Below are 23,028 nucleotides of genomic sequence, written 5' to 3'. Positions count from 1 at the left end.
ATTATGCGAGTTATTTTACTGCAAGATGTGCGCAATGTCGGGAAGAAAGATCAAATTGTCGAAGTTAGCGATGGGTATGCAAATAACTTTTTGATGCCAAAGAAATTAGCGGTCCTTTATACCGATCGTTCGATAGAAATATTAAATAGCCAAAAGGAAAATCGCGCGAAAGCGGTGGCTGAGGAAAAGCAAAAGGCGGAGCAACTTGCCTTAAAGCTTAAGGATATCACGGTCGAATTTACGGCGAAAGTCAGTAAAGACGGACGTATGTTTGGAACCATTTCTCCCAAGCAAATTGAAGCAGAACTTAAATCAAAATATAATATCGTTATCGATAAAAGAAAGTTTGTAGATCATTATCCGGTTAATGCCATCGGCTATACCCGTTTGAGAATTGAATTATATAAAGACGTAATCGGCGTGGTTAATGTCCATGTCAGTGAGGAACAATAGTTCAGCCATGAGTGTCAAAATGCCTAATAACGAGATGGCGGAAAAGTCCGTTCTCGGTTCAATGCTTTTATATCCCGAAGCCGTTGCTCTGGCTCTTGGGTCTTTAACGATGGATGATTTTTATGTGGGCAATCGGCCTAATCAAATTGTTTTTGAGGCGATTACCAATGTTCATAATCAAAAATCTTCGGTAGATATTCAAACAGTTTATAACGAATTAGTAAATATGAAGGAGATTGACAAAGTTGGTGGAATTGATTATCTCAAAGAACTGGCTGATTCTTCTTTTGGTTACACTAATCTTGAACACTATATTAAAATTCTTCAAGATCATACCGTTTTAAGAGCCTTTTTATCGACCATGGAGGATGTGCTGGACGAATACTCTACTCGGCAAATTGAAGACATAAGCGAATTTGTTGCTATCGGCAGCGATCGGATTGCTCGGGTCGCCGAAAAAAGACGTATCAGTGATTTTCGCTCCACCAAGCAGATTACAAAAATTATTTCGGAAACGTTGGCGACAATGAAAGCCAGCGGCGACAACCATCTTACCGGAGTTACAACCGGCTATCCGCGCCTTAATGAATATACGCATGGTTTTCAACCGGGTAATATGATTATTATTGCCGCCCGTCCTTCCGTCGGCAAAACAGCATTGGCAATTAACATGGCGATGAATGCAGCCGAACGTGATAATAAGACGGCCGCGATATTTTCTATTGAAATGCCGGCTGAACAGTTGGTTTTGCGTTTGATTGCTAATAAGAGCAATGTCGATCTAGGTAAAATTCAGACCAATAATCTAGCTTCAACCGAACAGGCAAAAGTAGGAGCGGCCATAAATACGATCGCATCGCTTCCGCTTTTTATCGATGACACTCCGGGAATTCGCCTTTTGGATATTGTGGCCAAAAGCAAGAAACTGAAAGCGGCTCACGAGGATTTATCCTTAATTGTTATCGACTATATCGGACTTATTACCACGGGTAAAGACAGCGTCGAAAGTAGGCAACTTGAAGTGAGCGAGATATCGCGGACTTTAAAGGAGTTGGCACGGGAACTAAAGATACCAGTAGTGGTTTTATCTCAGCTATCACGGGAAGTTGAAAAACGTCCTAATAAGCGTCCAATGCTCAGCGATTTACGTGAATCGGGTTCAATTGAACAAGACGCCGATGTGGTATTAATGTTATATCGGGATGACTACTATACTAAAACCGGCCAAAAAGGAACGCCTGCCACCAAGTACGGCGAGAGTCGGGAAGACAGTGAGCGCCGAAGCGCCAAACAAAAAGAAGATATGGAAAAAAATGGTCCCGAAAATGGTGACTACTCGATGGTCGAAGTTATAATTGGAAAAAATCGAAATGGAAAGACAGGCGTCGTACCATTAATTTTCTTTAAATCTTATGGCCGATTTGATACTCCAACCCAGAATTTTGAGCAAGAGTATATGGGGGCTGGACAACAGCAGTACGACGAGTAATGAAATATTATATTTTAGCCAGCGGTTCCAAGGGGAATTCGACGGTTGTTGTTTCGCATGGTCGATCCATTTTAATTGATATGGGATTATCCTTAAGCGAGTTTCGTAATCGCTTATCTAAGACACCGATCAGTGAAAATGCAATTGAAGCGGTATTTTATACTCATTCCCACGGAGATCACCTCCGCCCTTTAAAATTCTTTGATGATTCAAAAATTTTCGCAACCCAAGGGACTGTCAATCGCGATACAGTCAATCATCTCGATTTTTATGCCACTTACCATGTTGCCGGTTTTTCCGTTACGGTTTTACCGACGAGCCACGATGCTCGCGATTCCGCCGGATTCATTGTTGATGATGGCGAAAAGCGTCTCGTATATATGACTGATACCGGATATATAAGTGAGCATAATCAGACATTAATGAAAGATGCCAATTTTTATATTTTAGAAAGCAATCACAATGTCCGTATGTTATTAAAGACCAATCGACCATACGACCTTATTCAGCGTATTTTGGGTGATGAAGGACACCTTTCTAATGAAGATTCAGCCATGTATGCAAGCGAGTTATTAGGTCCGCATACGCAGGAAATTGTTTTAGCTCATCTTAGCGAAGAAGCGAACACTCCCGAGGAAGCGCTCAGTGCCTATGAAAAGATTTTCCGGCGGCAAAGGGTTGACATAACGGGCATTCGCATTCAAGCGGCGGCTCAATGGGATATTACCTCCGGGGGCGATGATGAAAATTAATTTATATTGTGTGGGAAAAATAAAAGAGCGAGCGGTTACTCTTTTAATATCCGAGTATATGAAGCGGCTTCAAGGATATGCCGAAGTCAATATTATCGAAGTTTCGGACGAGAAGATTCCCAATAATGCCTCCTTACTGGAAGAGGAAAAGGTCAAGCAAGTTGAGGGCATGAGAATATTGAAATATATTAGTTCTGGCGATTATGTTATTACTTTTGATTTAGCTGGCAAAGAGATGGATTCTATTGCTTTTGCCACTTATATTTCTGAGGCTTTTGAACGCGGGAAATCGACGATAAACTTTATTATCGGCGGTTCTTTAGGCCTATCGCCGGAAATAAAAAAGCGGGCAAACTCCAGCGTGAGTTTTTCCCGCTTAACTTTTCCTCATCAACTAATGAGAGTATTTGTTTTAGAACAGCTTTATCGGTCTTTTAGAATAAATAATAACGAACCATATCATAAATAGCCGTTTATTCAATGTGACTTAAAATTAAATCACCCTTCTTTTTAACTTGACGATCGAAAATATAGATTACTAAAGCCGGAACGGCCACCATTATGGCAATGGAGTATAAAGCACTATACTTTCCGGCATAGAGAAGAACAAGCGTTCCTAAACCGATATATATAATAGCGGCCACCCATCCAATCAGCATGCCTAAGAAGGTGTTTAAATTTTGTTTGGTAACAATTATTTCGTTCGTCCAATGAAGCATCGGCCGTCTTAAATCAATAAGAACCATGGCATAGTTGATCATCACCACATTCAAAAAGCAGATGACGGCAAGCATTATTGAATATAACCAATTGAGGTTTAAGAAGAAAACTCCCGCCAATATTATCAGCCCAAGAACAATGCTTGAAAGGATTACACCTTCAAACATTTTTGAGTAGATTTGTTTCTGAGGGGACACGGGCATAACTTTCATTAAATAAGCATTCGGTCCTTCTCGACTTACTGCGGTTGCAGAAACCAGAACGGTTGAACCGAAGAAACCGGCGATTGCCGCCCCATAAAAAGCAACAGCGCCACTGTCGATAGTAGTTAAACTGCTGCCGACCTGTCTTAATGTTTGGATAATACTAACGCTTTGTCCGGACGTGGATGAATCACTGACGATTATGATTACGAATGTCGCAAGAGTGATGAACACCATAATAAAAATGGGAAGAATGAGTTGCGAGAAGTAGATTCCACTCCGCCACAAGGTTCTGCGCTCCTTACTTATAAGAGCTCTTAAAGGAGTTTTGTCCGGCTTTTCTAGTTTGATTTCTTCATCGACACCCTTACTTTTGCGTCTCGAACCTTTATCATCACTTCCAACGATAACGCTTGAATAAAATAATTGGGCCAAAAGAAGCGAAATACCCAGGAAGGCAATTGATATCAAAATATAAATTCCCGCATAACCAAGGCTGGATATTCCATTACCCTGCATAGCCAGAGCAAAAGGATTTCTAAACCAATCTAAGAAGGCAGTCGATTTTACAATTAAAGCAATATTGCTGGCCAGTTGCTGATAACCTTCGGATGTAGGCAGGTTAGTCGTCGGGTCAATTAAATCGGTCGTTCCAAGAATAGAGGTAGACATTCCTGCGCCAATAAAGAGGATAAACATCATTGCAAACATAATACCGCTGACCATCTTGCGATGCTTTTGAATATTAAAAACTTTAGCGATAAGTAAGAAAACAACAAAGATGAGTCCTAATGAAATTAATGGGTTAAAGGTAAATAGTAGAATTTGATTAATAATGGCAAATACGGTGACTCCCATTATCATATCGTAGGCGATAAAGACAGGAAGTAAGAAAACCACCTGTACTAGGTAGGCACTGATCAGTGTCGCAAATAAGCGAGCAAAGAATATATGACTGGGCTGAATCGGCAAAGGAAGATAGGTGTCATTATCCGTACTAAGAAAGAAGAAGGAAACGGTAAAATTAAGGGTAAAGGCAAAAGTCCATATAAAACCCACAAGGGAAATTACTTTTGCAAAGTCGTCCATATAATTTCCATTTTTAGCCAATATCATTTCACTATAATAGGAAGCGGTTAAACTTCCGGCGGCAATCAGAAGAATTAATAAAACGAAAACAAGAGAAAGAGGACTGTTTTTCTTCGCCCGGCCATTTGCGCGCCTCATGCCTCCGGTGCCCGCAAAAGCGCCACCGGCTTTAAACATGACTTTCGTAAGTGCCCAAATCTTACTCATGTTTTACTAGATCAAGGAAGAGATCTTCCAATGATTTCTCACTTTCATCAGCGTGCAGATAGACTTTTAATTCTTCAATTGTGCCAACAAATAACAATTTACCTTTATTAATTATTCCGATACGATCACAAACTTTCTCAGCCACTTCTAAAACGTGGGTAGAGAAAAAGACGGTTTTTCCTTTGTCGGCATGTTCCCGCATCATTTCTTTTAAGGTGAAAGCCGATTGAGGGTCCAATCCGGTTAATGGCTCATCAAGAATCCAAATGTTCGGATCGTGGAGAAGAACACCGATGACGATTATTTTTTGCCGCATACCATGGCTATAATCTTCGATACGGCTGCCGAGAGCATCCGCCATTCCGAATTTTTCGGATAAGGACTTAATCTTTTCATCTCGAACTGATTTATCAACGTCATATATTGAGGCGATAAAGTTTAAGTACTCAATTCCTTTCAATCGTAACAAGACATCAGGATTGTCAGGAACAAATCCAAATTCACGCTTTGCAACTAGTGCATCAAGTTTTATCGATTTGTTATTTAGATATATCTCGCCTTTGCTTGGTGCAGTAATTCCGGTTATCATCTTAATGGTTGTGGATTTACCGGCCCCATTGGCCCAAGGAAACCAAAGATTTCCCCATCCTTAATGTCCAGACTTAAGTCATCGACGGCAAGGGTGTTTTTGCCATAGACCTTGGTCACATTCTTTAACTCAATCATAAGTATATTTCACTCCGTTCTTTAATTGATATTATAGCAAAGACTTGCATATTCTATCACATATTCATAAAAATACAAAAAAATACAATAACATCTATACGCCAATTTTTAGAATTTGTTATCGAAACTTTGAGTATGCGAGTGATTATATTTTAAAAATTTACCATGGAAAAAACGCCGGCACATTGTGCCTAATCCAAAGGAACGCTAACGGTAATTCCGTTATCGTTGATCCCGGAAAGAAGTTTTTTTTGATAAGCGCGGGGAGAAATCCCGTTTTCACGCGTAAAAACAGTTATAAAATAATTATAATCGCTATAACCGCATTGAGAGGCAATCTCAAAAAGCGATAAGCCATCATCCTCAGCCAAAAGATCCTTGGCCAAATTCATTCTTAATTCACGAATTTGCTCGGCGATGCCATGTCCGTATAATTGATTGGACAATGCATAGAGTTGTGTCTTTCCAATAGACAAAGATTGACAAAGTTTTGAAGCGCTGATTTTCTCCGTGTAATTCATGGATAATAGATTATCTAGCTTAACCGCCAATTTATCCTCTTGGAGAGTAGCCATGCGTTCCATAATTAAATAAGAGGCAACCGCATGTAAGATGTGAGCGGCTGAATTAATATGATTTTCATCAATAATAGGGGCCTTATATACCGCTTTTTTCAGTTCATTTTCATCGATGGCAAGGCGCGAACAGGAGTTCTTAATCAAAGACCATCCTTCATCGTACGTATTGTAGGAGAACACATGTCCAAACAATAAGTATCCCACCAAGAGATCTCCGACGAAAAGTGGAGTAACCGCCTCAGTTAAACCGGCATGGCATCGATAGATATAAGGACCTTTCTTTTGAGCGGCCACAAGGCAGGCCTTTATATCACATTGGGCGCAAGCTTCAAACCCTTTTTGCGTGCCACGAATGATTTTACAATAAGAGGCTACTTCATTTGGATAGGAAACAAGTTCATTCATATTTTCGTCAAAAACAGTGATTCGAATATGACTTATTTCATAAAAATCTTTTAATAATCCGTAAAGTTTATCCAGATCAAATGCAGAAATCATATACTACCTCCATATCATGGATGCTACTTAAAAATTTTACTATTTTGGCGAACAAAATCAAAGTGTTTCAGACAAAACTCTATATATTTAGAGAATTTTATTTAATAGAATATAGCCAGCAAAATGAAATCGAGGTGAGACCGTGCAGGACTTACTTAAAGAAGGCTACATCGGGAATCTTTCACAACTTGTTACCGCTCGGCGCTTAGTTATAAGCGAAGGAACGGCTAAAGGCTGTGAAATAATAGAGGTCAAAACAGCGGGCGGATTAGAAGTCGATATCCTTTTGGACACAGGACTTGATCTTGGTCAGTGTCGATACCGAGGAATCAACATGTCTTGGTTAAGTAAAAATGGATATGACAGCCCAAGTAAGATTTTGCCCTATGAAAATGAGTTTGTTAATACGTTTCCAGGCGGATTACTTTACACCTGCGGACTGCGTTCAGCTGGGCCGGCAAATCGCGACAACGGAGAATGGCATCCTCTTCATGGTCGTTATCATGGTTTAGCGGCCGAGCACGTAAGCGTAGATATTCGAAATGCAGAGATTATAGTTCAAGGTGAAATAAAAGAAACGGCTTTATTTGGGCATTTGCTACAGGTAAAACGTGTAATTCGATTGTCCATTTGGGGAGCTTCCATCGAAGTGGAGGATCAAATCAGTAACCTTACTCCTCGGGATGAAGAACTTATGATGATCTATCATTGTAATTTTGGTTATCCTTTGCTAAGCGAAAACACCAGGTTGTTTTTACCCTCTGCCCGTAAAACAATCCCCAGGACTGATTTTGCTCAGGAGGGTCTAATGTTGGCCAATACTTTCGAAAAGCCGGTAGATGGCAAGAAAGAGCAGGTTTTCTTCCAAAAAATGACCGATGAATTTTGGGCGAAAATCCAAAATCCCTCCCTTGGTATCGGAATGAAGATTTCTTGGAGTGGGGATACGCTCCCAATTTTATCGCAGTGGAAGAGCATGGCTAGTGGTGACTATGTTTTGGGTTTAGAACCGACAAATTGTTTCATAATGGGCCGTCACGAAGAGCGAAAAAACGGAACATTACCGGTTTTAAAAGCTTTTGCCGAAATAACTAATAGAATCAAAATTGAATTTATGGAGGAAAAGAAAGATGAATAAAAAAATTACTTTTGCCTTGGCTTTTTGCAATCGAGGATTTATGCCCGGGGAGCTAATTTACGGGGCGCGTGAAGATATGGTCAAGGCAGTAACAAAGGCCGGTTATGACTATATAATAATGGACGCCGATTTGACGCGCTATGGGGGTATCGAAACACGCAACGAGGGGCTTCTCTATGCAAAATGGTTAAAAAATCATGCCGGTGAATACGATGGAGTGATTTTCTCGATGCCTATTTTTGCCGATGAAAATGGGGCAATTACGGCTTTGCAAGATGCCGGAGTACCTATTTTAATGCAAGCTTACCCAGACGAAATCGGGAAAATGGATTTTGCCCATCGTCGGGATGCTTATTGCGGCAAGTTTTCTGTAACAGACGTTTTTACTCAGTATCAAGTTCCTTTTACTGTTCTTAAACCGCACGTAGTTCATCCCTTGAGCCCAAAGTTTCAAGATAACTTAAATGAATTTGCGGCGATATGTCGGGTTGTTAATGGTATGAAGAGATTTAATCTAGGCTGTATTGGGGCACGGACGACCGCTTTTAAAACAGTCAGGTTTGATGAACTGGCATTACAAAAACATGGAATAAATGTCGAAAGTTTCGATTTGAGTGAGGTTTTTGATAAAATCGAGGCCAAAAAAGATGATGATTCCGCTGTCTTACTTAAAATTGAACACCTTAAAAACTACACTGATTTCTCACATGTTCCGGCGAAGAATATGTTGAATATCGGTAAATTGGCGGTTGTTTTGGATGAGTATATTGATGAGTATCATTTGGATGCCATCGCCGTTAGGTGTTGGAATGAGATGGAAAGCCATCTAAGAATTTGTCCCTGTGCTATTTTATCGGAATTAAATGACCGAGGAATCGTGGCTTCATGCGAGATTGATATGTGTTCGGCAATTTGTATGCGGGCTATGAATCTAGCAACCGAACGGCCAACAACGGTTTTAGATTGGAACAACAATTACGGAGATGAAGAAAATAAAGTGATCTTATTTCATTGTGGACCTGTTGCCCAAGGACTAATGACATGTAAAGGAACGGTGACTAATCACAAGATGTTTGATAAAGTAGACCCGGGTTCCGGTTGGGGGTGTAATGAGGGACGAATTAAAGAGATGCCCATTACAATTTCTAACTGTCAGACCGTTGACGGAAAGATCATCATTTATGCCTCAGAAGCAAAATTTACAAATGATTTGATTGAAAACGGATATTTCGGGTGTGCCGGTGTTGCCGAAATACCCGAACTTCAGGATAAAATGATAACTTTGGCTAAAGGCGGATTTAAACATCATACGGCGATTGGGGAAGGACATGTTAAAAATATACTAAAAGAAGCCTTTACAACATACTTACACTACGACTGGGTGGATATTGATTAATATGAAGATTGGTGGGTTGGATATTGGTACGACCGGTTGTAAGCTGACTATTTTTGACACACATGGAGAACAGGTTGATAAAGCATATAGAACTTACTCTTTTCTACGGGCAGTGAGTAAACATGAAGTAGATGCATCGGCAATAATGAATGCCGTTTATGCAGTAATTAAAGAATTATCACTAAAATATAACGATATTGTCGGTATCGGAGTAACAAGTTTTGGCGAGTCATTTGTTTTAACCGATGAAGAAGGGAATCCGTTGTCTTTATCAATGCTCTATACCGATCCCAGGGGAAAGGAAGAGTGTCAAGAGCTATGTGAGAAACTAACAACCGATAAAGTAATCAATATAACCGGTTTATTTCCGCATGAAATGTATTCAATCAGTAAACTCATGTGGCTAAAAAAGCATCGACCGGATGTTTATAACCAAACAAAACACGTTTTTCTAATTGAAGATTTTGTTGTTTTTAGTTTAACCCGAAAAGCGCAGATTGATTATTCTCTAGCTACCCGAACAATGGCTTTTAATATAAAAAGTTTAACTTGGAGTGAAGAAATATTTTCGGTGGCCGGCATTGATATTTCGATGATGAGCAGTCCCGTGGCCAGTGGTACAAATGCGGGAAATATAACGGCTGAGATTGCTGAAGTAACCGGACTTAATCGTCAATGCCAAATTATATCAATCAGTCATGATCAACTAGCGGCAGTTGTCGGAACAGGAGCATTTACTAGCGGCATCGCTATAGATGGCGCCGGAACGGTCGAATGTCTTACTCCCATTTTTGATTCTTTACCCGCTATTCAAGACTTAAGTAAGGGATCATTTGCCGTTGTTCCATATCTGATAAAAGGGAAATATGTTGCTTATGCCTTTTCCTACACGGGTGGCGCCCTACTTCAATGGTGTATAGATACGTTGGCCAAAGAAGAAAAACAAGAAGCAGAAATAAAGAAGATCAGTGTCAATAAACTTCTAGAAGATCAATTGCCAAGTGATGAACCGACAGGAATATTGGTTCTTCCCCATTTTGCTGGGGCGGCGACTCCGTATATGGATACCGGCTCAAAAGGAGCGATTATCGGACTGACAACGAGTCATACGCTTGCCGACATATATCGAGCATGTATGGAGGGAGTGGTCTACGAAATGTATTTGAACTACGAATTACTGGTTTCGGCGGGAATTAAATTTACTCACTTAAATGCGACCGGGGGCGGATCTCGTTCTAAACTTTGGATGCAGATGAAGGCGGATGTATTAAATTTACCGATTACTGTTCAGAAAAATATTGATGCCGGAACCATTGGCAGTGCGATGTTGACGGGGGTGGCAATTGGAATTTATAAAGATCTTTTTGCGGCCGCTGATTTATTGGTCAAAAAAGGCGATACTTTTTATCCTCGTGAAGAAATGCATAAAAAATATATGAAAATATACCAACGATATAAGGGCGTGTATAATGCAATACGCCCCCTGGTATGAGGTAAAGAATATGATTATTAATTTAATAGATATATTAAAATTAGCAGAAAAAAAACACTGTGCCGTTGGAGCATTCAATACTCCGAATCTCGAATGTATTAATGCGGTAATAAGGGCGGCGGAAAAACTAAATGTTCCCGTCATTATATCCCATGCCGAACTTCATGAGGGAGTATCTCCCTTAGATGTAATCGGCCCAGTTATGGTAGAAGTAGCCAAAAGAGCAAGTGTACCTGTTTGTGTGCACTTAGATCATTGTGAGCATCTCGATTACATGGCTCGGGCGCTGGCCATCGGCTTTACAGGAGTGATGTATGACGGCAGTGCCCTTTCCTATGAAGACAATGTAGCAAATACGATTAAAGCCGTCAGTATGGCGCATAAATATAAGGCAGGAGTCGAAGCCGAAATCGGGACTTTAGCCTCGCGCGAAAACGGAGAGCAGGCTGCAAGCGGACCCGTATATACTTCACCAGAATTAGCTGTTAGTTTCTGCAAGGATACGGGCATTGATGCTTTGGCGCCAAGTTTTGGAACGGCACATGGCATTTATAAATCCAAACCAATTCTTGATTTAGCTCGGGTAAAAACAATTGCCGAGTTGACAAAACTACCGCTGGTTATGCATGGTGGAAGTGGCGTTTCTTGCGATGATTACCGAACAGGAATTAAATACGGATTACGCAAAATCAATTATTATAGTTACATGTCGAAAGCGGGGACTATGGCTGTTAAGGACCTTCTCTCAAAACAAGATATTACTTTTTTTCACGATTTGGCTTTGGCTGCGGAGCAAGCAATGGAAAAAGATGCCGAAAAAGCAATGAGAATTTTTGCCAATTTATAAAAAATTAAATATGAATATTTAAATATAAAATATGCAACCTGCAAAAAAAAACAAATATAGTATTTTTTTTTACATATTGTATAATGAAATCATTAAAAATCGGGGGTGATGATTTTTATGTTTAGAAAACTCATTTGCGGACTCTTCTTCGTTATTTCGTTAATCGCGCTTGTCTTTGCAGGTTTTGCTATCGGCGATTTATCATCAGCAATGGGAGTTACCATTGACTTTGCCGCCGTTCAAACCGCAATCAGCTCTGGCCAATTCATGACAATCTTGTCATCGCTTGGAATCTTTTTAATGGCAATCCTCAATGTTTTCGGATTACCTTTGCTGGTTTTCCTTGTGAGTTTGATTGGCCTCACATTACCGAGAAAACGGGCCTGAAGTCAAAATTGCCAGTGAGCAAAAAGAAATGCTCCGAGTCAATCGGAGCATTTTTATTTAGAATTAACTTTTTTCCTATGATGTTTTGTAAGATAGTAAATTCCCACACTGACGCCCGCGATGCCGGCAATCGCTAAATAGAAGTAAGTAGAACTCACAACAATTTTCATTTCATCAATAAGATCGGCGCTGGGTATTAATTTACTATATACACCAACTAGATCCTTTTCAGTAACGTAATAAGGAGTTGATTCGGTCCCCCAAGTGTCATATTTATCGGGATTATCAGCTTCGTAATTTTTCTTTTCCTCACTATAGGTGAGAATGTGTCCGTTATCATCGACATATCCGAAGTAATGAATGACAACCACGCGCTCAGTAACCGGGATGCCCGTTAATTGAGCATTAGTTTCAAAGACGATTATTTCGCCTTCGGTTAGATTTTCAAGCTTGGTCTTCTTTACCACGACATAATCATTTACACGGATTGTCGGTTCCATTGACGGAGAAGTAACCCGATAATAACCGACACCAAACACTTTAATTAATCCGTTTGGAACCACGGTTGTAAGAAGAAAAATAAAAATAACAAAAGATAAAATGCCAACATAAAGGGTGTTGGCAATTCGTTTAACTATTTTTCTTTTTTTGGAGAGAACTTCAGTCTCCATCATTTAATTTGTTCGCCTTAATAACTTTCATCCGAACAAACTCCTCACGATCGCGCTCTTCTAGAACTTCGCCGATATATTTAATATTGGCAGTAAGATTCGGAATAACGACGTTTTTTAAAGCATTGGCCCGCTTTTGACTGTGACGTATCGCATTGGCAAGTTTATAAACAGCGTTGTCGATTTCCGCGAGGGTAATAGTTAAATCGCGTGCTTTTTGAAACATCTGGTAAGCATAATCAAATTTTGTGTTGGTGGCTCTTAGGCCATAAGAAAGTTTAAATTTTTGAGTTTCGTGGCTTACGACTGGAATATCGACCCCCATCACATTACGATAGGTAATATGAACATTTTCGTCAATTGGGATAGCCTTGGCGATGTCTTCCACAATACCGAGGGTAATGTTGGCTTCTTGAAGAGCCATATAAGCTTTTGCGTATGTTGAACTTATCTGATCACGAATTTCCACCACTTTTGGCAATAGTAAAAGCATTTCCCGGACGAGAATGTTCTTCTTCCGGTCCATGAGTGACTGCCCAACAATCGCTAAATTTTGCGATTTTTTGAGGGCCATCAAATTGCCTTTGGTTGGAATTACGTTGGTGTTCATTATTTGGCCTGCTGTCCCTGATTAATAATTTTGCTTACAAGGTTAGAATCGGTGATTCCGAAACGTTTGCTGGCCCGTTTGGGATCATAATATTGGGTGATATACTTTTCATCTAGACGCGATAATTCGCTGGTTGGAAGAATACTAATTAGATCCCATCCTAAATCAAGCGAGTAGTTGATATCGCGGTTTTCATCTTTTTGATTTAAGAAAAATTGTTCAAAAAGATTGCCGAACAGCATATAGGTTTGATCGGTTTCATTTAATTCATCTTCGCCGATTACCGCGGCTAATGAACGAATTTCCTGCACTTTGGCGTAACTGGCGAAAAGTTGATTGGCCATAGCTTGGTGATCTTCACGGGTATATTCGGCACCGATGCCATCTTTCATTAAACGTGAAAGGGAAGGTAAAATCGAAACCGGTGGAAAAACGCCCTTTTGGTATAATTCGCGATCCAAGACAATTTGACCTTCGGTAATATACCCAGTCAAATCGGGAACAGGGTGCGTAATGTCGTCATTGGGCATAGTTAGAATCGGAATTTGAGTGACGGAACCCGGCCGACCATGGACCATGCCTGCCCGTTCATAAAGGCTTGCGAGGTCACTGTATAAGTAACCGGGGAATCCTTTCCGACCGGGAATTTCGCCTTTAGAAGAAGAAAACTCCCGTAAGGCTTCACAATAGGCGGTCATATCAGTAAGGATAACCAAGACATTGTATCCTTTTTCAAATGCAAGATATTCGGCTGCGGTTAACGCGCAGCGCGGAGTAAGAATCCGTTCGATGATCGGGTCGTTAGCAATATTGGTAAACATTACTACATGATCCATAACATGAGCATCTTCAAAAGCTTGCTCAAAGTATTGAGCAACATCGTGCTTAACTCCCATCGCGGCAAAGACAATACAGAATTTCTCGTTATTTTTGTCAGCAATTTTGGCTTGGCGAACAATTTGAACGGCCAGTTCATTATGAGGAAGGCCGGTCCCGGTAAATATCGGAAGTTTTTGTCCGCGGATAAGTGTCGTAAGAACATCAATTGAAGAGATGCCGGTTTGAATATAGTTTCGAGGATAAACCCGAGATACTGGGTTGAGGGCCTCGCCATTGACGTCACGGCGAACACTAGCGAAAACCGGTCCCAATCCGTCAATCGGTTCGCCAGCACCATTAAAGATACGTCCGAGAATTTCCTGAGATAGTGGAAGCTCTAATGGACGGCCTAAAAACTTTACTTTGGCTTCCTTTAATCCTAGTCCCTGCGTTCCTTCAAATACTTGAATGGCAACTTTATCACCATCGATTTCAATGACACGTCCATTACGGACTTCGCCATTATCAAGTCGCAATTCTACGACTTCATCATAGCCGACGCCATTTACACCTTGAAGAAAAACCAATGGGCCATTAACTGCAGTTAAACCAATATATTGTAATGCCATGTTTTCTCCTTACTTAATGGATTCGATAGTTTTGGTGATTTTTTCTTTCAAATCATCAAAATGCTTCAATTCATTATTTTTAATATCGTATTTCATCTTAATTACTTCATCGAAAATGCCAGTCTTCAAAAGTAGACTTAAAGCGTGACTGCCGTTGATAAATTTGGTGGCAGAATCATACAAGAAAAGAATAACATCCATCATTAAGAGTTGTTTCTTAAGCGGTACATAGGTATCTTCGGGGTGAAAAGCATTTTGTTGAAGAAAACCGACACGGATGACGCGTCCAATTTCAATAACCAACTTTTGATCATCGGGCAAAACATCGCCACCAATTAAGCGGACGATCTCCATTAGTTTTTCCTCTTCAGCCAGCAAAGTCCGAATACGAGCCCGATCTTTTAAGAAAAGCGGACTCACATGGCGATTGTACCAGGGGGATAGATCATTAAGATATTCACTATAACTGATATTCCAGTTAACCGCGGCATAGTGCCGTTGGTAAGCTAAGTTCTTATCGAGTGCCCAAAAGCAGCGTACAAAGCGCTTGGTGTTTTGTGTAACCGGCTCACTAAAGTCTGCTCCTTGTGGGGATACGGCACCGATGATGGTGACCGAGCCTTTAGTGTTATTGAGGTTTTCGACACTTCCCGCCCGTTCATAAAACTGAGCGATACGGGATGGAAGATATGCCGGGAAACCTTCTTCGGCCGGCATTTCCTCTAATCGACCGGAAATCTCTCTTAAAGCTTCCGCCCAACGAGAAGTTGAATCGGCCATAAGGGCAACGTTATAGCCCATATCCCGATAATACTCGGCAATGGTCACTCCGGTATAAATGCTAGCTTCACGAGCGGCAACCGGCATGTTAGATGTATTGGCAATTAAAACAGTCCGTTCCATCAATGATTTATGAGTGTGGGGATCGATGAGGGCTTGGAATTCTTCCAAAACCTGCGTCATTTCATTTCCCCGCTCCCCGCAGCCGACATAGACGATTAAATCGGCATCGCACCATTTGGCTAATTGGTGCTGCATCATGGTTTTTCCGGTACCAAATCCGCCCGGAACGGCCGCTGCTCCGCCTTTAGCAAGCGGGAAGACGGTGTCGATAATTCTTTGTCCGGTAATTAAAGGTGTGTCCAGTGGAAGTTGCTCTTTAATCGGCCGTGGCTTTTTAATGGGCCATTCTTGAACTAGGGTAATTTTTTCATCCTTGCCATCATCAGTTTTAATCGTAGCAATAATATCATTAATCCGATATTGACCATCGGTTACAATATTAGTTATCTCTCCTTGGACGAACGGAGGAACCATTATTTTATGAATGATTGAATCCGTTTCCTGAATGGTAGCTAATATGTCTCCGCCTTGAACTTTGGATCCGTTTTTTCCAACAATTTTTACATCCCAAAGCCGAGTTTCATCGAGTGGATTAACATCACTGCCCGGGGCAATAAAAATTCCTTTAGCCGAGGCAATTTCCTTCAAGGGGCGTTCGATGCCATCAAAAATATTTTTAATGATGCCGGGACCCAGTTTAACTGAAACCAAACTGTGAGTACCGACAACTTCATCGCCTTTTTTTAAACCAGTAGTGCTTTCATATACCTGAATGACAGTTTCGACATCGGAAATAGAGATTACTTCGCCCATTAATTTAAGGGGGCCGACGTAAACTTTTTCCAACATGGAGAAGTCACTGGTGTTACGTACCTTAATGACGGGGCCATTAATTGAATAAATTGTGTTTTTCATTTACTTTTCCTCCCCTTCATTAAACCAAGCGGCATTGTCGTAGAACCAAGCATGAGATTCATTTATTCGATTCTTTAAAGATTCGTCGGAAAGTGTTTTTTCATCCTTTGAATAAATGATAAAACCGCCGATTAAGTTGTCTTCCAAAACGAGTTCCAAATCTGTGTCCTTGATTATTTTAGCGGCTACCTTGTCATTCTTATCAATGGCAATCTTGCGGTAATCAGCAAGCTTATAGCCACTAAGACTCTGCTTAAACCATTTTTCGTAATCCTTACTGGCAACGAAAACATTTATTTCATTGATTAAACGATTGAAAATTTCCTCAAGTAACTTTTGCCGATGATCCATTACTTCGAGATCTAATTTTCTTTGATAGGAAGCAAGTTTTAACTGATACTCACGTTCCAAATCACTCTTTTTAATATTTATAATATTGTCTTGCTCTTCTTTAAGTTCTTTTTCAATCGATACCTGAGCTTGTTGTTTTAAAGAGGCAATCTCCTCTTCGAGGGCCTTAACTCTTTTATCAACCTCGGCATTGATAGTTTTCTTAAAGTAAAAATATAAACTATCCTTTTTTTGGCCGTCCATTATTTACCACCCTCCAAACTTACTCCAATCGCTTTACTGACATAAGCATCAATTGATTCGCCAATTTTGCTATGCCCGTGGCGGTCGGGAATTTCGACTAGTAAAGTGTGCCCTGCTCGTAACTTAAGTTCACTGATGACATTAGGAGCCATTTCGATTAACTTCGTCGTGATTAAAACAATGCCGATGTCATCGTCGCGCATGACTTCACCGAGACGTTTCAAAAGTAGCGGTCGCTCATGTATGACTTCGCCCTTGATTCCTACTAAACGCATACCGATTAAAGTATCGTCATTATCACTTAATACGTAGAACTTCACTTTCATCAACCTTCTTACGCTAAAGTTGGGATATTGTTGAGAATTAAAATTGAGATAAGCAAACCATAAATGGCAACACCTTCACCAAGAGCAACGAAGATTAATGACTTACCTAAGTTTTTAGGATTCTCAGAAATCGCTCCAATAGCAGCTGGAGCGGCGGCGGCGACGGCAATACCGGCACCCAACGCGCTTAATCCCGTGGAAAGAGCGGCGCCTAAATAGCCAAAGCCAGCAGCCTTACTGTATAGTTCGAGAGCAGCACCATCGGTGGGGCTGACAGTCGCGCCTAATACGTGCGGCGCCGAAACGGCGGTAATCACAAGCAAAGTAAAGAATAGGGCAACATGAAGCACGACCCGCTTCTTAGCCGAAACAGCGGCAACCTTACCTTTAAAAACTTTGATAAGGGGTAAACAAATAAGAGCAATACCAGCGATAATAAACGCTAAAACAATCCATTCCATCTTAATACCTCCTAAAAGATTGGATTAAATAGTATTCCGTCACCTTCAAAGTAACGGGAGAACATCTCGTAAAATTCAAGCCGCAAAACCTGAATACCGACAATAAGACCTTCGAGTCCCATAACAAATAGATTGCCGAGAACCGAAACCACAATACTACCAGCCCCGCTTGCCATATTCATCAACGTGGCAACCACGAGCATCATCCCGGCGTGTGATAGGACGAAACCTCCAACCCGAAGAAAGGAGAGGGTGTTAGTAACATAAGATAATAAAACTTCAAACAATTCAAAGAAACCTTCGGTGATAAATCCACCGACCCCTTCGGGAAACATCGCTTGATGAGCTAGTTTGCGCTCAATCGGTTCTTTGAAGAAGATGAGAATAATCGGGATAACAATAAATAAGATAATAGTTACGGGATTAAACACATTTTTAATACCAAGAAGCATCTGCATAACGATGCCGGCAAGCACAAATCCATAGAGCAGAAGTCCGCTTAGTCCATTTGAGGAGAAGAGCGCATCCGCATATTTCTTGACGCGGAACTTCGTCACCGTGTTGATTATAATGGAAGACAGGATTATTGCCGCTCCAATGGCGACCGTGGCAAGCAATAGATTCATCGTCACCGTGTTATCCATCGGATGCAGTGGGTGAATCTCCGTGTTGAATATTTTGCTTAGCCATCCATAGAAAGGATCAAGGAAAGTTTCATTTCCGAAAGTTTCTCCGTATACAATTCCAAAGAAGGCACTGGAGAATCCAATCCGCGTTAATATGGGCGCGAGGGAATTCTTGGTTAATTTTGAGAGTATAAAGCCGATGAGGGCAACGGCTAACCCCTGTCCAAAATCACCAAACATAATCCCGAACAGCAGAGAGTAAGTTATACTTACCATCAATGTTGGATCAATGTCATGATAAGAGGGGACGCCGTACATTTCCACAAAGAACTGAAATGGTCTTGTAAACCAATTGTTCTTTAACTTAGTCGGTGGTTGGAAACGCTTGTCCGCATCCGCGTCTTGAACCTGGATTTCAATGGAAGGGACACCGGCAAAATGCTCTTCCAACTTTTTAACGCTTGACTTATCGATATAGCCGGTCAAACTTACCCGTTCGCCTAGACCGACAGCGTATTGCTTAGCTTTATAAATGTCACTGAGAAATTCAAGTTCGCCTTTGACTTTATCAAAGTTATTTTCATTACTCTTAACGTATTCAATAAGTTCATTTTTCAAGGACTCGAGTTTAGCTTTGTCCTCATCAATTTTATTGCTGAGAGTAACTCGGGCCGTCTGAGGCGCGCCATGAACGAATTCGGGAATGTAGACTCTTTCAAAAAACATCGAGGAGAATATGTTATCAATTTCCCGCTCGTATTCTTGAGTGGTTAGATACAAGCACCAAACATATCCGCCTTCTTCTGTAAATGGAACGAAGATAAAAGGTTTCTGTTCATAAAAACGCAAGCGTTCAACAACATCGCTTGGAAGTTTTCCAAAGCGAATTGACACAAATTTAGCATTAAAGAAATCTTCAAAGGCAATATTCATGTCCTCGACTTTTTGCACTTGAAACAGGGCTTGTTCATAAGTCTTAATCTCGTCTTCGACCACTTTGATTTCGTTGTACCGGTCGCTGACTTTCTTATGCTCATCTTCGATATATTGATGAATTTCATCTAAAGAAGAAATAAAGCAAGATATTTTCTTGGATTCAAACTTGAGATTGATTTTGTTTTCAATTTCCTTTATTTCGTCAAGCAGTGGATCACAAGGATTATTACTTTCAAAGGAGCGAGTGCCATGAACGGAAGAGATAATCGTATTGGGATCGACTGGATGAAAGCCGGAAAAGGTTACGAAATTATTCAATAAAATTTCAAAGTTTTCTTCTTTAACCGTCAGACTGATTAGTTTTAATTTACTTATCATGGGCTTACCTCCTTAATAGACCAGCATCGTGCGAATTTCGCTTTCATCAATTTGGTATCGAATACCCTCGATGATATAAGTTAAATTTTGCACTTCTAAATCGTTTAAAAACGTATAGGCGAGAAACACTTCCGGGGCTTGAGTGGAAAAGTACATAAAGCGATTGGCAATTAACAGGCGCATATGATCGCGATAATACTCCAAGTTGACCTGATTCTTATTTGTCATGTAAGGACCAACGCCTGAGTCGATGATTACCTTTAAGATATCGTCAGGATTTTTAATGGCGATTATCTCATCAAGTTTTCTTTCCGAAATTCGCGATGACGGAATAAGAATAGCCTTGATATCGCTATCGGCCACTCCGTAGAATTTCTTCAGCCGATAGATTTTTATCATATTCTCCATCTCAATGCGAGTTCTAAATGCATCCAACAATTCTTTTCGCAATTTACCGCGATAATTCTTTGTCGTTTGAGTGAAGGCAAAATTATAATAATCATTCTCGAATAACGCCTCAAACTCATAGTAGCGGATATCGTCGTTTTTAACTGCCGCATACGGCTTTAGCATTGCCGCATAACGGGTATTGCCCAAAGCGGATATCATCTCTTCAACATTTTCGGTTTTGGTTAGGGCAACGAAATCAATTTTCGAGTATTTATCGAAGTAATAAGGGATTTGATCGACAACATCGTAATCTTCGTGTGATATATAACTTCGAATTACTGCCAATATAACCTCGTGTTCCATTTTTATAAGGCTGAGCATATAAAAACTCTTATCCTTAAGGCTGATGAAATTGACAAGTTTGATTGTCCGATCAAACTTTTGTCTTCTAATCAGTCCCTCAAGGCGACTGCGGTTAAGGGTGACCTCACTAACATTGGCAAGAATATCTTGATAAGCCGGATGCTTTTTCAAATAGGTTCCTATATCCGGGATAGTGTCTCTACGGAGCAATTCTTGATAATCTTGGGCGGTTAAATCGGTCGCATGTAAATTTTTAATCTTAGCAATTAATGCATTACCTACAAATGACATGATGTTTTATCTCATTTACCTAAACAATAGGTCACCAACTGCTGAAGCCAGTCTTGATTGCTTTTCTTATACGCGTCGCGAATATTCTTTTCTTTTTCCTTAGATTCAATGTCGATATTTTTTTGACGTAGTAAAAAATCATCCTTAATTTTTTTCTCGATAGCCGCTTCTTTTTTTTCGGTTTCCGCCGCATAGCGATCAGCTAAATTTTTACGCATGGTTTTAAGGACATTTGAAAGTTCATCCTTCTCTTTTTCAAGAGCGGAAATCTGGGCTTGTCCTTCTTTATCGAGTTCAATTACTTTACGGACTAAATCATCCATATTATCATCCCTTCCTCTAAGGTAAATCACTTTAGGCAAAAAACAAAAATGACTGTGCAAGTGCACGGTTTACTCTAGCATAGCCTTGCGATAATCAACTGTCAAGGAAGGCGCGGGCAAAGGGGTTAATGCATAACCAAATTATTTTCGTTTCCTACAATACTATTATTCTATGAATAATACAATACCCATAATTTTGTCGGTTGTCATAATTTTATCAAGTTCGGAGGCAAAAGCCTGATAAAATGTAAGCGTGAAACCCGTTACAAAAAACCACTTTTGGCGGGGTTGATAGTGAAGATAGAAGAAATTACCTTTTTGGTAAGCAAAAACAGCCATAAAAAAAGTATAAAATTGCCTCCCAAACAGGGTGAGACTATTCTTTTCGGAGCAATTGGAACAATTAAACGACGATCAATTTAAGCGGAGATTGTTTTTACGTTTTCAAACATACCATAGTGGCTTTCTATAAACTTCTAATGGCTAACTTGAAGAATTTCCTCTAAACTCAGCGGTTTACCGAAGTAATAACCTTGGATACTGAGATGCTTCATTTTTGGTAGATAATTAAGTTGACTTTTCGATTCTAATCCTTCAATTACAACTTCATAACCGAGGTTTATAAATAATTTTGGCAGGTACTCCAAAATATTTGGATAATCAATGTAGCGGTCAGTTAATGATTTGTCGATTTTAATTTCATCATAACGGATTTTTTCCAATCGATAAAAATTATTGTAGCGACTGCCGAAGTCATCAATTGACAGTTTTATTTTATTTTTCTTAAATTCTTCGAGGATGGATTTAATTAAAGAAAAATCGACAATGTCCTCGTCCTGAGTTATTTCAACATAGAGTTTGTTCAAAGGAAAGTGCTTTTCTTCCGCATAGCGTTTTAGTAAGGCAAGATGATAATTCTGTTCTAATTCCTTGATTGTTAGATTGATGGAAATAGAGGGATGATCATATTTTTGGGCCAGCGATAAGTAATCGTCAGTAACTTTTTTCAAAAGAAATTCATCCACTGCCCGCATCAAATTAAATTCTTTAGCCACGCGAATTACTTTTTCGGTCGAAAAGTATGAATTATCTTCGGCTTTAAGTCGTAAAAGAGCCTCAAAACCTTGGATTTTGCGCGAAGTAAAGTCCACCTTAGGTTGATAGAAAAGTAAAAGATTATTCTCATAGATTGCCTTTATTAAGGCGTTGCGGATAGTTTCTTTTTCGCTGATATACTTCTCGATAACTGTGTTTGACAAAGCAATGCGCCGCTGTTTTTGAATAGCGGTGTCTAAGGCATGGATGGCCTTGTTAATCGCGGTTTTATCATTGCCCTGAGCAATACCTTTATAAATAGTCAGCAAGGCCTCGGGTTTTGACTTGGATATTTTGAAAAGTATTTGATCGATACATTGGTCGCAATTTATGACATTATGAAGATCATTAACGACAAGATAAAAATTTAAGTTATCCTTAACGACCACCGTGCAGTATTTTCGACATTTTCCAAGTTCATGAATCAACCGATGATAATATTGGAGATATTTTTTTTCGCCTAGATTACTTTCAAGCATGCGCTTATTTACGACTTCGCAATAAACTATGTATGTTTCGTTCACGGTAACAGACTCCCTTTTAGATAGGTTATTAACCTACACCTTATTTACATTATGAAAAAAGAGATAAATTTATGCATTTTTTGCTAAATTCACTAAATTTCAGTTAACCTTCGCTAATTACCGATGAAAATTGATGATTTTATTGAATTATATGATAAAATTTTAAGTGTCAAAAAGGTGTACCATTTTTACGTAAAATATAAGATAATAAGCGGTTTTAGGCCGCTTTTTTAATAATTTAAGGGTATATAATAGGCTT

At 40.0% G+C, this 23,028-nt stretch carries 22 protein-coding genes and 1 pseudogene; 9 read left to right on the top strand and 14 right to left on the bottom strand.

What is annotated here, in order from left to right; genetic code table 11:
• Positions 1-3: 3 nt before the first annotated feature.
• From rplI to rlmH, 4 genes are read left to right on the top strand one after another with little or no spacing between them, the layout of a single operon-like run.
• Positions 4-453: a 50S ribosomal protein L9 gene (rplI, locus tag PKC96_01140; protein ID HML99929.1), complete on the top strand. Its 450-nt coding sequence runs from the start codon at positions 4-6 to the stop codon at positions 451-453.
• Entirely contained in the window at positions 434-1,942 is a 1,509-nt protein-coding gene (dnaB, locus tag PKC96_01135; protein ID HML99928.1) for a replicative DNA helicase, read from the top strand. Before rplI ends, dnaB begins: the two co-directional genes overlap by 20 nt.
• The gene (locus PKC96_01130) at positions 1,942-2,694 is read left to right on the top strand and encodes an MBL fold metallo-hydrolase (protein HML99927.1); all 753 of its coding nucleotides are present in this window, start codon (positions 1,942-1,944) and stop codon (positions 2,692-2,694) included. The genes dnaB and PKC96_01130 overlap by 1 nt, the downstream gene beginning before the upstream one ends.
• Positions 2,684-3,163, top strand: a complete 480-nt coding sequence (rlmH, locus tag PKC96_01125; protein HML99926.1) for a 23S rRNA (pseudouridine(1915)-N(3))-methyltransferase RlmH — start codon at positions 2,684-2,686, stop codon at positions 3,161-3,163. Before PKC96_01130 ends, rlmH begins: the two co-directional genes overlap by 11 nt.
• Before the next feature lie 4 nt (positions 3,164-3,167).
• On the opposite strand, the gene PKC96_01120 is transcribed toward rlmH, so the two are convergent.
• The 3 genes and pseudogenes from PKC96_01120 to PKC96_01110 all read right to left on the bottom strand — a co-directional run bounded on the left by PKC96_01120 (position 3,168) and on the right by PKC96_01110 (position 6,715).
• Complete coding sequence (locus tag PKC96_01120; GenBank protein ID HML99925.1) at positions 3,168-4,913, bottom strand: hypothetical protein; 1,746 nt, start codon at positions 4,911-4,913, stop codon at positions 3,168-3,170.
• A pseudogene (locus PKC96_01115) lies at positions 4,906-5,639 on the bottom strand (ABC transporter ATP-binding protein). The gene PKC96_01120 and the pseudogene PKC96_01115 overlap by 8 nt, the downstream one beginning before the upstream one ends.
• A 191-nt stretch (positions 5,640-5,830) precedes the next feature.
• Positions 5,831-6,715 carry a PocR ligand-binding domain-containing protein gene (locus PKC96_01110; protein ID HML99924.1) on the bottom strand — a complete coding sequence of 295 codons (885 nt, stop codon included), beginning with the start codon at positions 6,713-6,715 and terminating at the stop codon, positions 5,831-5,833.
• A gap of 142 nt (positions 6,716-6,857) precedes the next feature.
• Here PKC96_01110 and PKC96_01105 point away from each other — a divergent pair, with 142 nt between their 5' ends.
• The 5 genes from PKC96_01105 to PKC96_01085 all read left to right on the top strand — a co-directional run bounded on the left by PKC96_01105 (position 6,858) and on the right by PKC96_01085 (position 11,975).
• On the top strand, positions 6,858-7,853 hold the full coding sequence (locus tag PKC96_01105) for an aldose 1-epimerase family protein (protein HML99923.1): 996 nt from the start codon (positions 6,858-6,860) through the stop codon (positions 7,851-7,853).
• Entirely contained in the window at positions 7,846-9,249 is a 1,404-nt protein-coding gene (locus PKC96_01100; protein HML99922.1) for a hypothetical protein, read from the top strand. Before PKC96_01105 ends, PKC96_01100 begins: the two co-directional genes overlap by 8 nt.
• Before the next feature lies 1 nt (position 9,250).
• Complete coding sequence (locus PKC96_01095) at positions 9,251-10,741, top strand: FGGY-family carbohydrate kinase (GenBank protein ID HML99921.1); 1,491 nt, start codon at positions 9,251-9,253, stop codon at positions 10,739-10,741.
• Between the two features lie 10 nt (positions 10,742-10,751).
• Positions 10,752-11,588 (top strand): class II fructose-bisphosphate aldolase, encoded by an 837-nt coding sequence (locus PKC96_01090; GenBank protein HML99920.1) that lies wholly within the window; start codon positions 10,752-10,754, stop codon positions 11,586-11,588.
• A gap of 117 nt (positions 11,589-11,705) precedes the next feature.
• Entirely contained in the window at positions 11,706-11,975 is a 270-nt protein-coding gene (locus PKC96_01085; protein HML99919.1) for a hypothetical protein, read from the top strand.
• A gap of 53 nt (positions 11,976-12,028) precedes the next feature.
• On the opposite strand, the gene PKC96_01080 is transcribed toward PKC96_01085, so the two are convergent.
• From PKC96_01080 to PKC96_01030, 11 genes are all read right to left on the bottom strand, one after another.
• Complete coding sequence (locus tag PKC96_01080) at positions 12,029-12,649, bottom strand: S26 family signal peptidase (GenBank protein HML99918.1); 621 nt, start codon at positions 12,647-12,649, stop codon at positions 12,029-12,031.
• Entirely contained in the window at positions 12,636-13,256 is a 621-nt protein-coding gene (locus tag PKC96_01075) for a V-type ATP synthase subunit D (GenBank protein HML99917.1), read from the bottom strand. Before PKC96_01075 ends, PKC96_01080 begins: the two co-directional genes overlap by 14 nt.
• Positions 13,256-14,704 carry a V-type ATP synthase subunit B gene (locus PKC96_01070; GenBank protein HML99916.1) on the bottom strand — a complete coding sequence of 483 codons (1,449 nt, stop codon included), beginning with the start codon at positions 14,702-14,704 and terminating at the stop codon, positions 13,256-13,258. Before PKC96_01070 ends, PKC96_01075 begins: the two co-directional genes overlap by 1 nt.
• Before the next feature lie 9 nt (positions 14,705-14,713).
• Positions 14,714-16,462, bottom strand: a complete 1,749-nt coding sequence (locus PKC96_01065) for a V-type ATP synthase subunit A (GenBank protein ID HML99915.1) — start codon at positions 16,460-16,462, stop codon at positions 14,714-14,716.
• Entirely contained in the window at positions 16,463-17,056 is a 594-nt protein-coding gene (locus PKC96_01060) for a hypothetical protein (protein HML99914.1), read from the bottom strand.
• Positions 17,056-17,376 (bottom strand): V-type ATP synthase subunit F, encoded by a 321-nt coding sequence (locus PKC96_01055; GenBank protein ID HML99913.1) that lies wholly within the window; start codon positions 17,374-17,376, stop codon positions 17,056-17,058. The genes PKC96_01060 and PKC96_01055 overlap by 1 nt, the downstream gene beginning before the upstream one ends.
• Before the next feature lie 14 nt (positions 17,377-17,390).
• On the bottom strand, positions 17,391-17,843 hold the full coding sequence (locus tag PKC96_01050) for an ATP synthase subunit C (GenBank protein HML99912.1): 453 nt from the start codon (positions 17,841-17,843) through the stop codon (positions 17,391-17,393).
• A gap of 11 nt (positions 17,844-17,854) precedes the next feature.
• Positions 17,855-19,783, bottom strand: coding sequence for a V-type ATPase 116kDa subunit family protein (locus tag PKC96_01045; protein ID HML99911.1), 1,929 nt, complete (start codon positions 19,781-19,783; stop codon positions 17,855-17,857).
• A gap of 12 nt (positions 19,784-19,795) precedes the next feature.
• Complete coding sequence (locus PKC96_01040; GenBank protein HML99910.1) at positions 19,796-20,827, bottom strand: V-type ATPase subunit; 1,032 nt, start codon at positions 20,825-20,827, stop codon at positions 19,796-19,798.
• A gap of 11 nt (positions 20,828-20,838) precedes the next feature.
• The gene (locus tag PKC96_01035) at positions 20,839-21,150 is read right to left on the bottom strand and encodes a hypothetical protein (GenBank protein HML99909.1); all 312 of its coding nucleotides are present in this window, start codon (positions 21,148-21,150) and stop codon (positions 20,839-20,841) included.
• A 476-nt stretch (positions 21,151-21,626) separates the two neighbouring features.
• The gene (locus PKC96_01030; GenBank protein HML99908.1) at positions 21,627-22,769 is read right to left on the bottom strand and encodes an EAL domain-containing protein; all 1,143 of its coding nucleotides are present in this window, start codon (positions 22,767-22,769) and stop codon (positions 21,627-21,629) included.
• Positions 22,770-23,028: the final 259 nt, after the last annotated feature.

This window comes from Bacilli bacterium (genome assembly GCA_035326105.1).
Taxonomy (GTDB): Bacteria; Bacillota_I; Bacilli_A; order RFN20; family CAG-826; genus UBA7706.
This window is presented reverse-complemented; position numbering and strand designations above follow the sequence as displayed.

What these genes read in the sequence shown, in the direction of transcription:
- rplI (HML99929.1), top strand. Translation starts at nt 4, where the DNA reads ATGCGAGTTATTTTACTGCAAGATGTGCGCAATGTCGGGAAGAAAGAT.
- dnaB (HML99928.1), top strand. Translation starts at nt 434, where the DNA reads ATGTCAGTGAGGAACAATAGTTCAGCCATGAGTGTCAAAATGCCTAAT.
- PKC96_01130 (HML99927.1), top strand. Translation starts at nt 1,942, where the DNA reads ATGAAATATTATATTTTAGCCAGCGGTTCCAAGGGGAATTCGACGGTT.
- rlmH (HML99926.1), top strand. Translation starts at nt 2,684, where the DNA reads ATGAAAATTAATTTATATTGTGTGGGAAAAATAAAAGAGCGAGCGGTT.
- PKC96_01120 (HML99925.1), bottom strand. Translation starts at nt 4,913, where the DNA reads ATGAGTAAGATTTGGGCACTTACGAAAGTCATGTTTAAAGCCGGTGGC.
- PKC96_01110 (HML99924.1), bottom strand. Translation starts at nt 6,715, where the DNA reads ATGATTTCTGCATTTGATCTGGATAAACTTTACGGATTATTAAAAGAT.
- PKC96_01100 (HML99922.1), top strand. Translation starts at nt 7,846, where the DNA reads ATGAATAAAAAAATTACTTTTGCCTTGGCTTTTTGCAATCGAGGATTT.
- PKC96_01095 (HML99921.1), top strand. Translation starts at nt 9,251, where the DNA reads ATGAAGATTGGTGGGTTGGATATTGGTACGACCGGTTGTAAGCTGACT.
- PKC96_01090 (HML99920.1), top strand. Translation starts at nt 10,752, where the DNA reads ATGATTATTAATTTAATAGATATATTAAAATTAGCAGAAAAAAAACAC.
- PKC96_01085 (HML99919.1), top strand. Translation starts at nt 11,706, where the DNA reads ATGTTTAGAAAACTCATTTGCGGACTCTTCTTCGTTATTTCGTTAATC.
- PKC96_01080 (HML99918.1), bottom strand. Translation starts at nt 12,649, where the DNA reads ATGATGGAGACTGAAGTTCTCTCCAAAAAAAGAAAAATAGTTAAACGA.
- PKC96_01075 (HML99917.1), bottom strand. Translation starts at nt 13,256, where the DNA reads ATGAACACCAACGTAATTCCAACCAAAGGCAATTTGATGGCCCTCAAA.
- PKC96_01070 (HML99916.1), bottom strand. Translation starts at nt 14,704, where the DNA reads ATGGCATTACAATATATTGGTTTAACTGCAGTTAATGGCCCATTGGTT.
- PKC96_01065 (HML99915.1), bottom strand. Translation starts at nt 16,462, where the DNA reads ATGAAAAACACAATTTATTCAATTAATGGCCCCGTCATTAAGGTACGT.
- PKC96_01060 (HML99914.1), bottom strand. Translation starts at nt 17,056, where the DNA reads ATGGACGGCCAAAAAAAGGATAGTTTATATTTTTACTTTAAGAAAACT.
- PKC96_01050 (HML99912.1), bottom strand. Translation starts at nt 17,843, where the DNA reads ATGGAATGGATTGTTTTAGCGTTTATTATCGCTGGTATTGCTCTTATT.
- PKC96_01045 (HML99911.1), bottom strand. Translation starts at nt 19,783, where the DNA reads ATGATAAGTAAATTAAAACTAATCAGTCTGACGGTTAAAGAAGAAAAC.
- PKC96_01040 (HML99910.1), bottom strand. Translation starts at nt 20,827, where the DNA reads ATGTCATTTGTAGGTAATGCATTAATTGCTAAGATTAAAAATTTACAT.
- PKC96_01035 (HML99909.1), bottom strand. Translation starts at nt 21,150, where the DNA reads ATGGATGATTTAGTCCGTAAAGTAATTGAACTCGATAAAGAAGGACAA.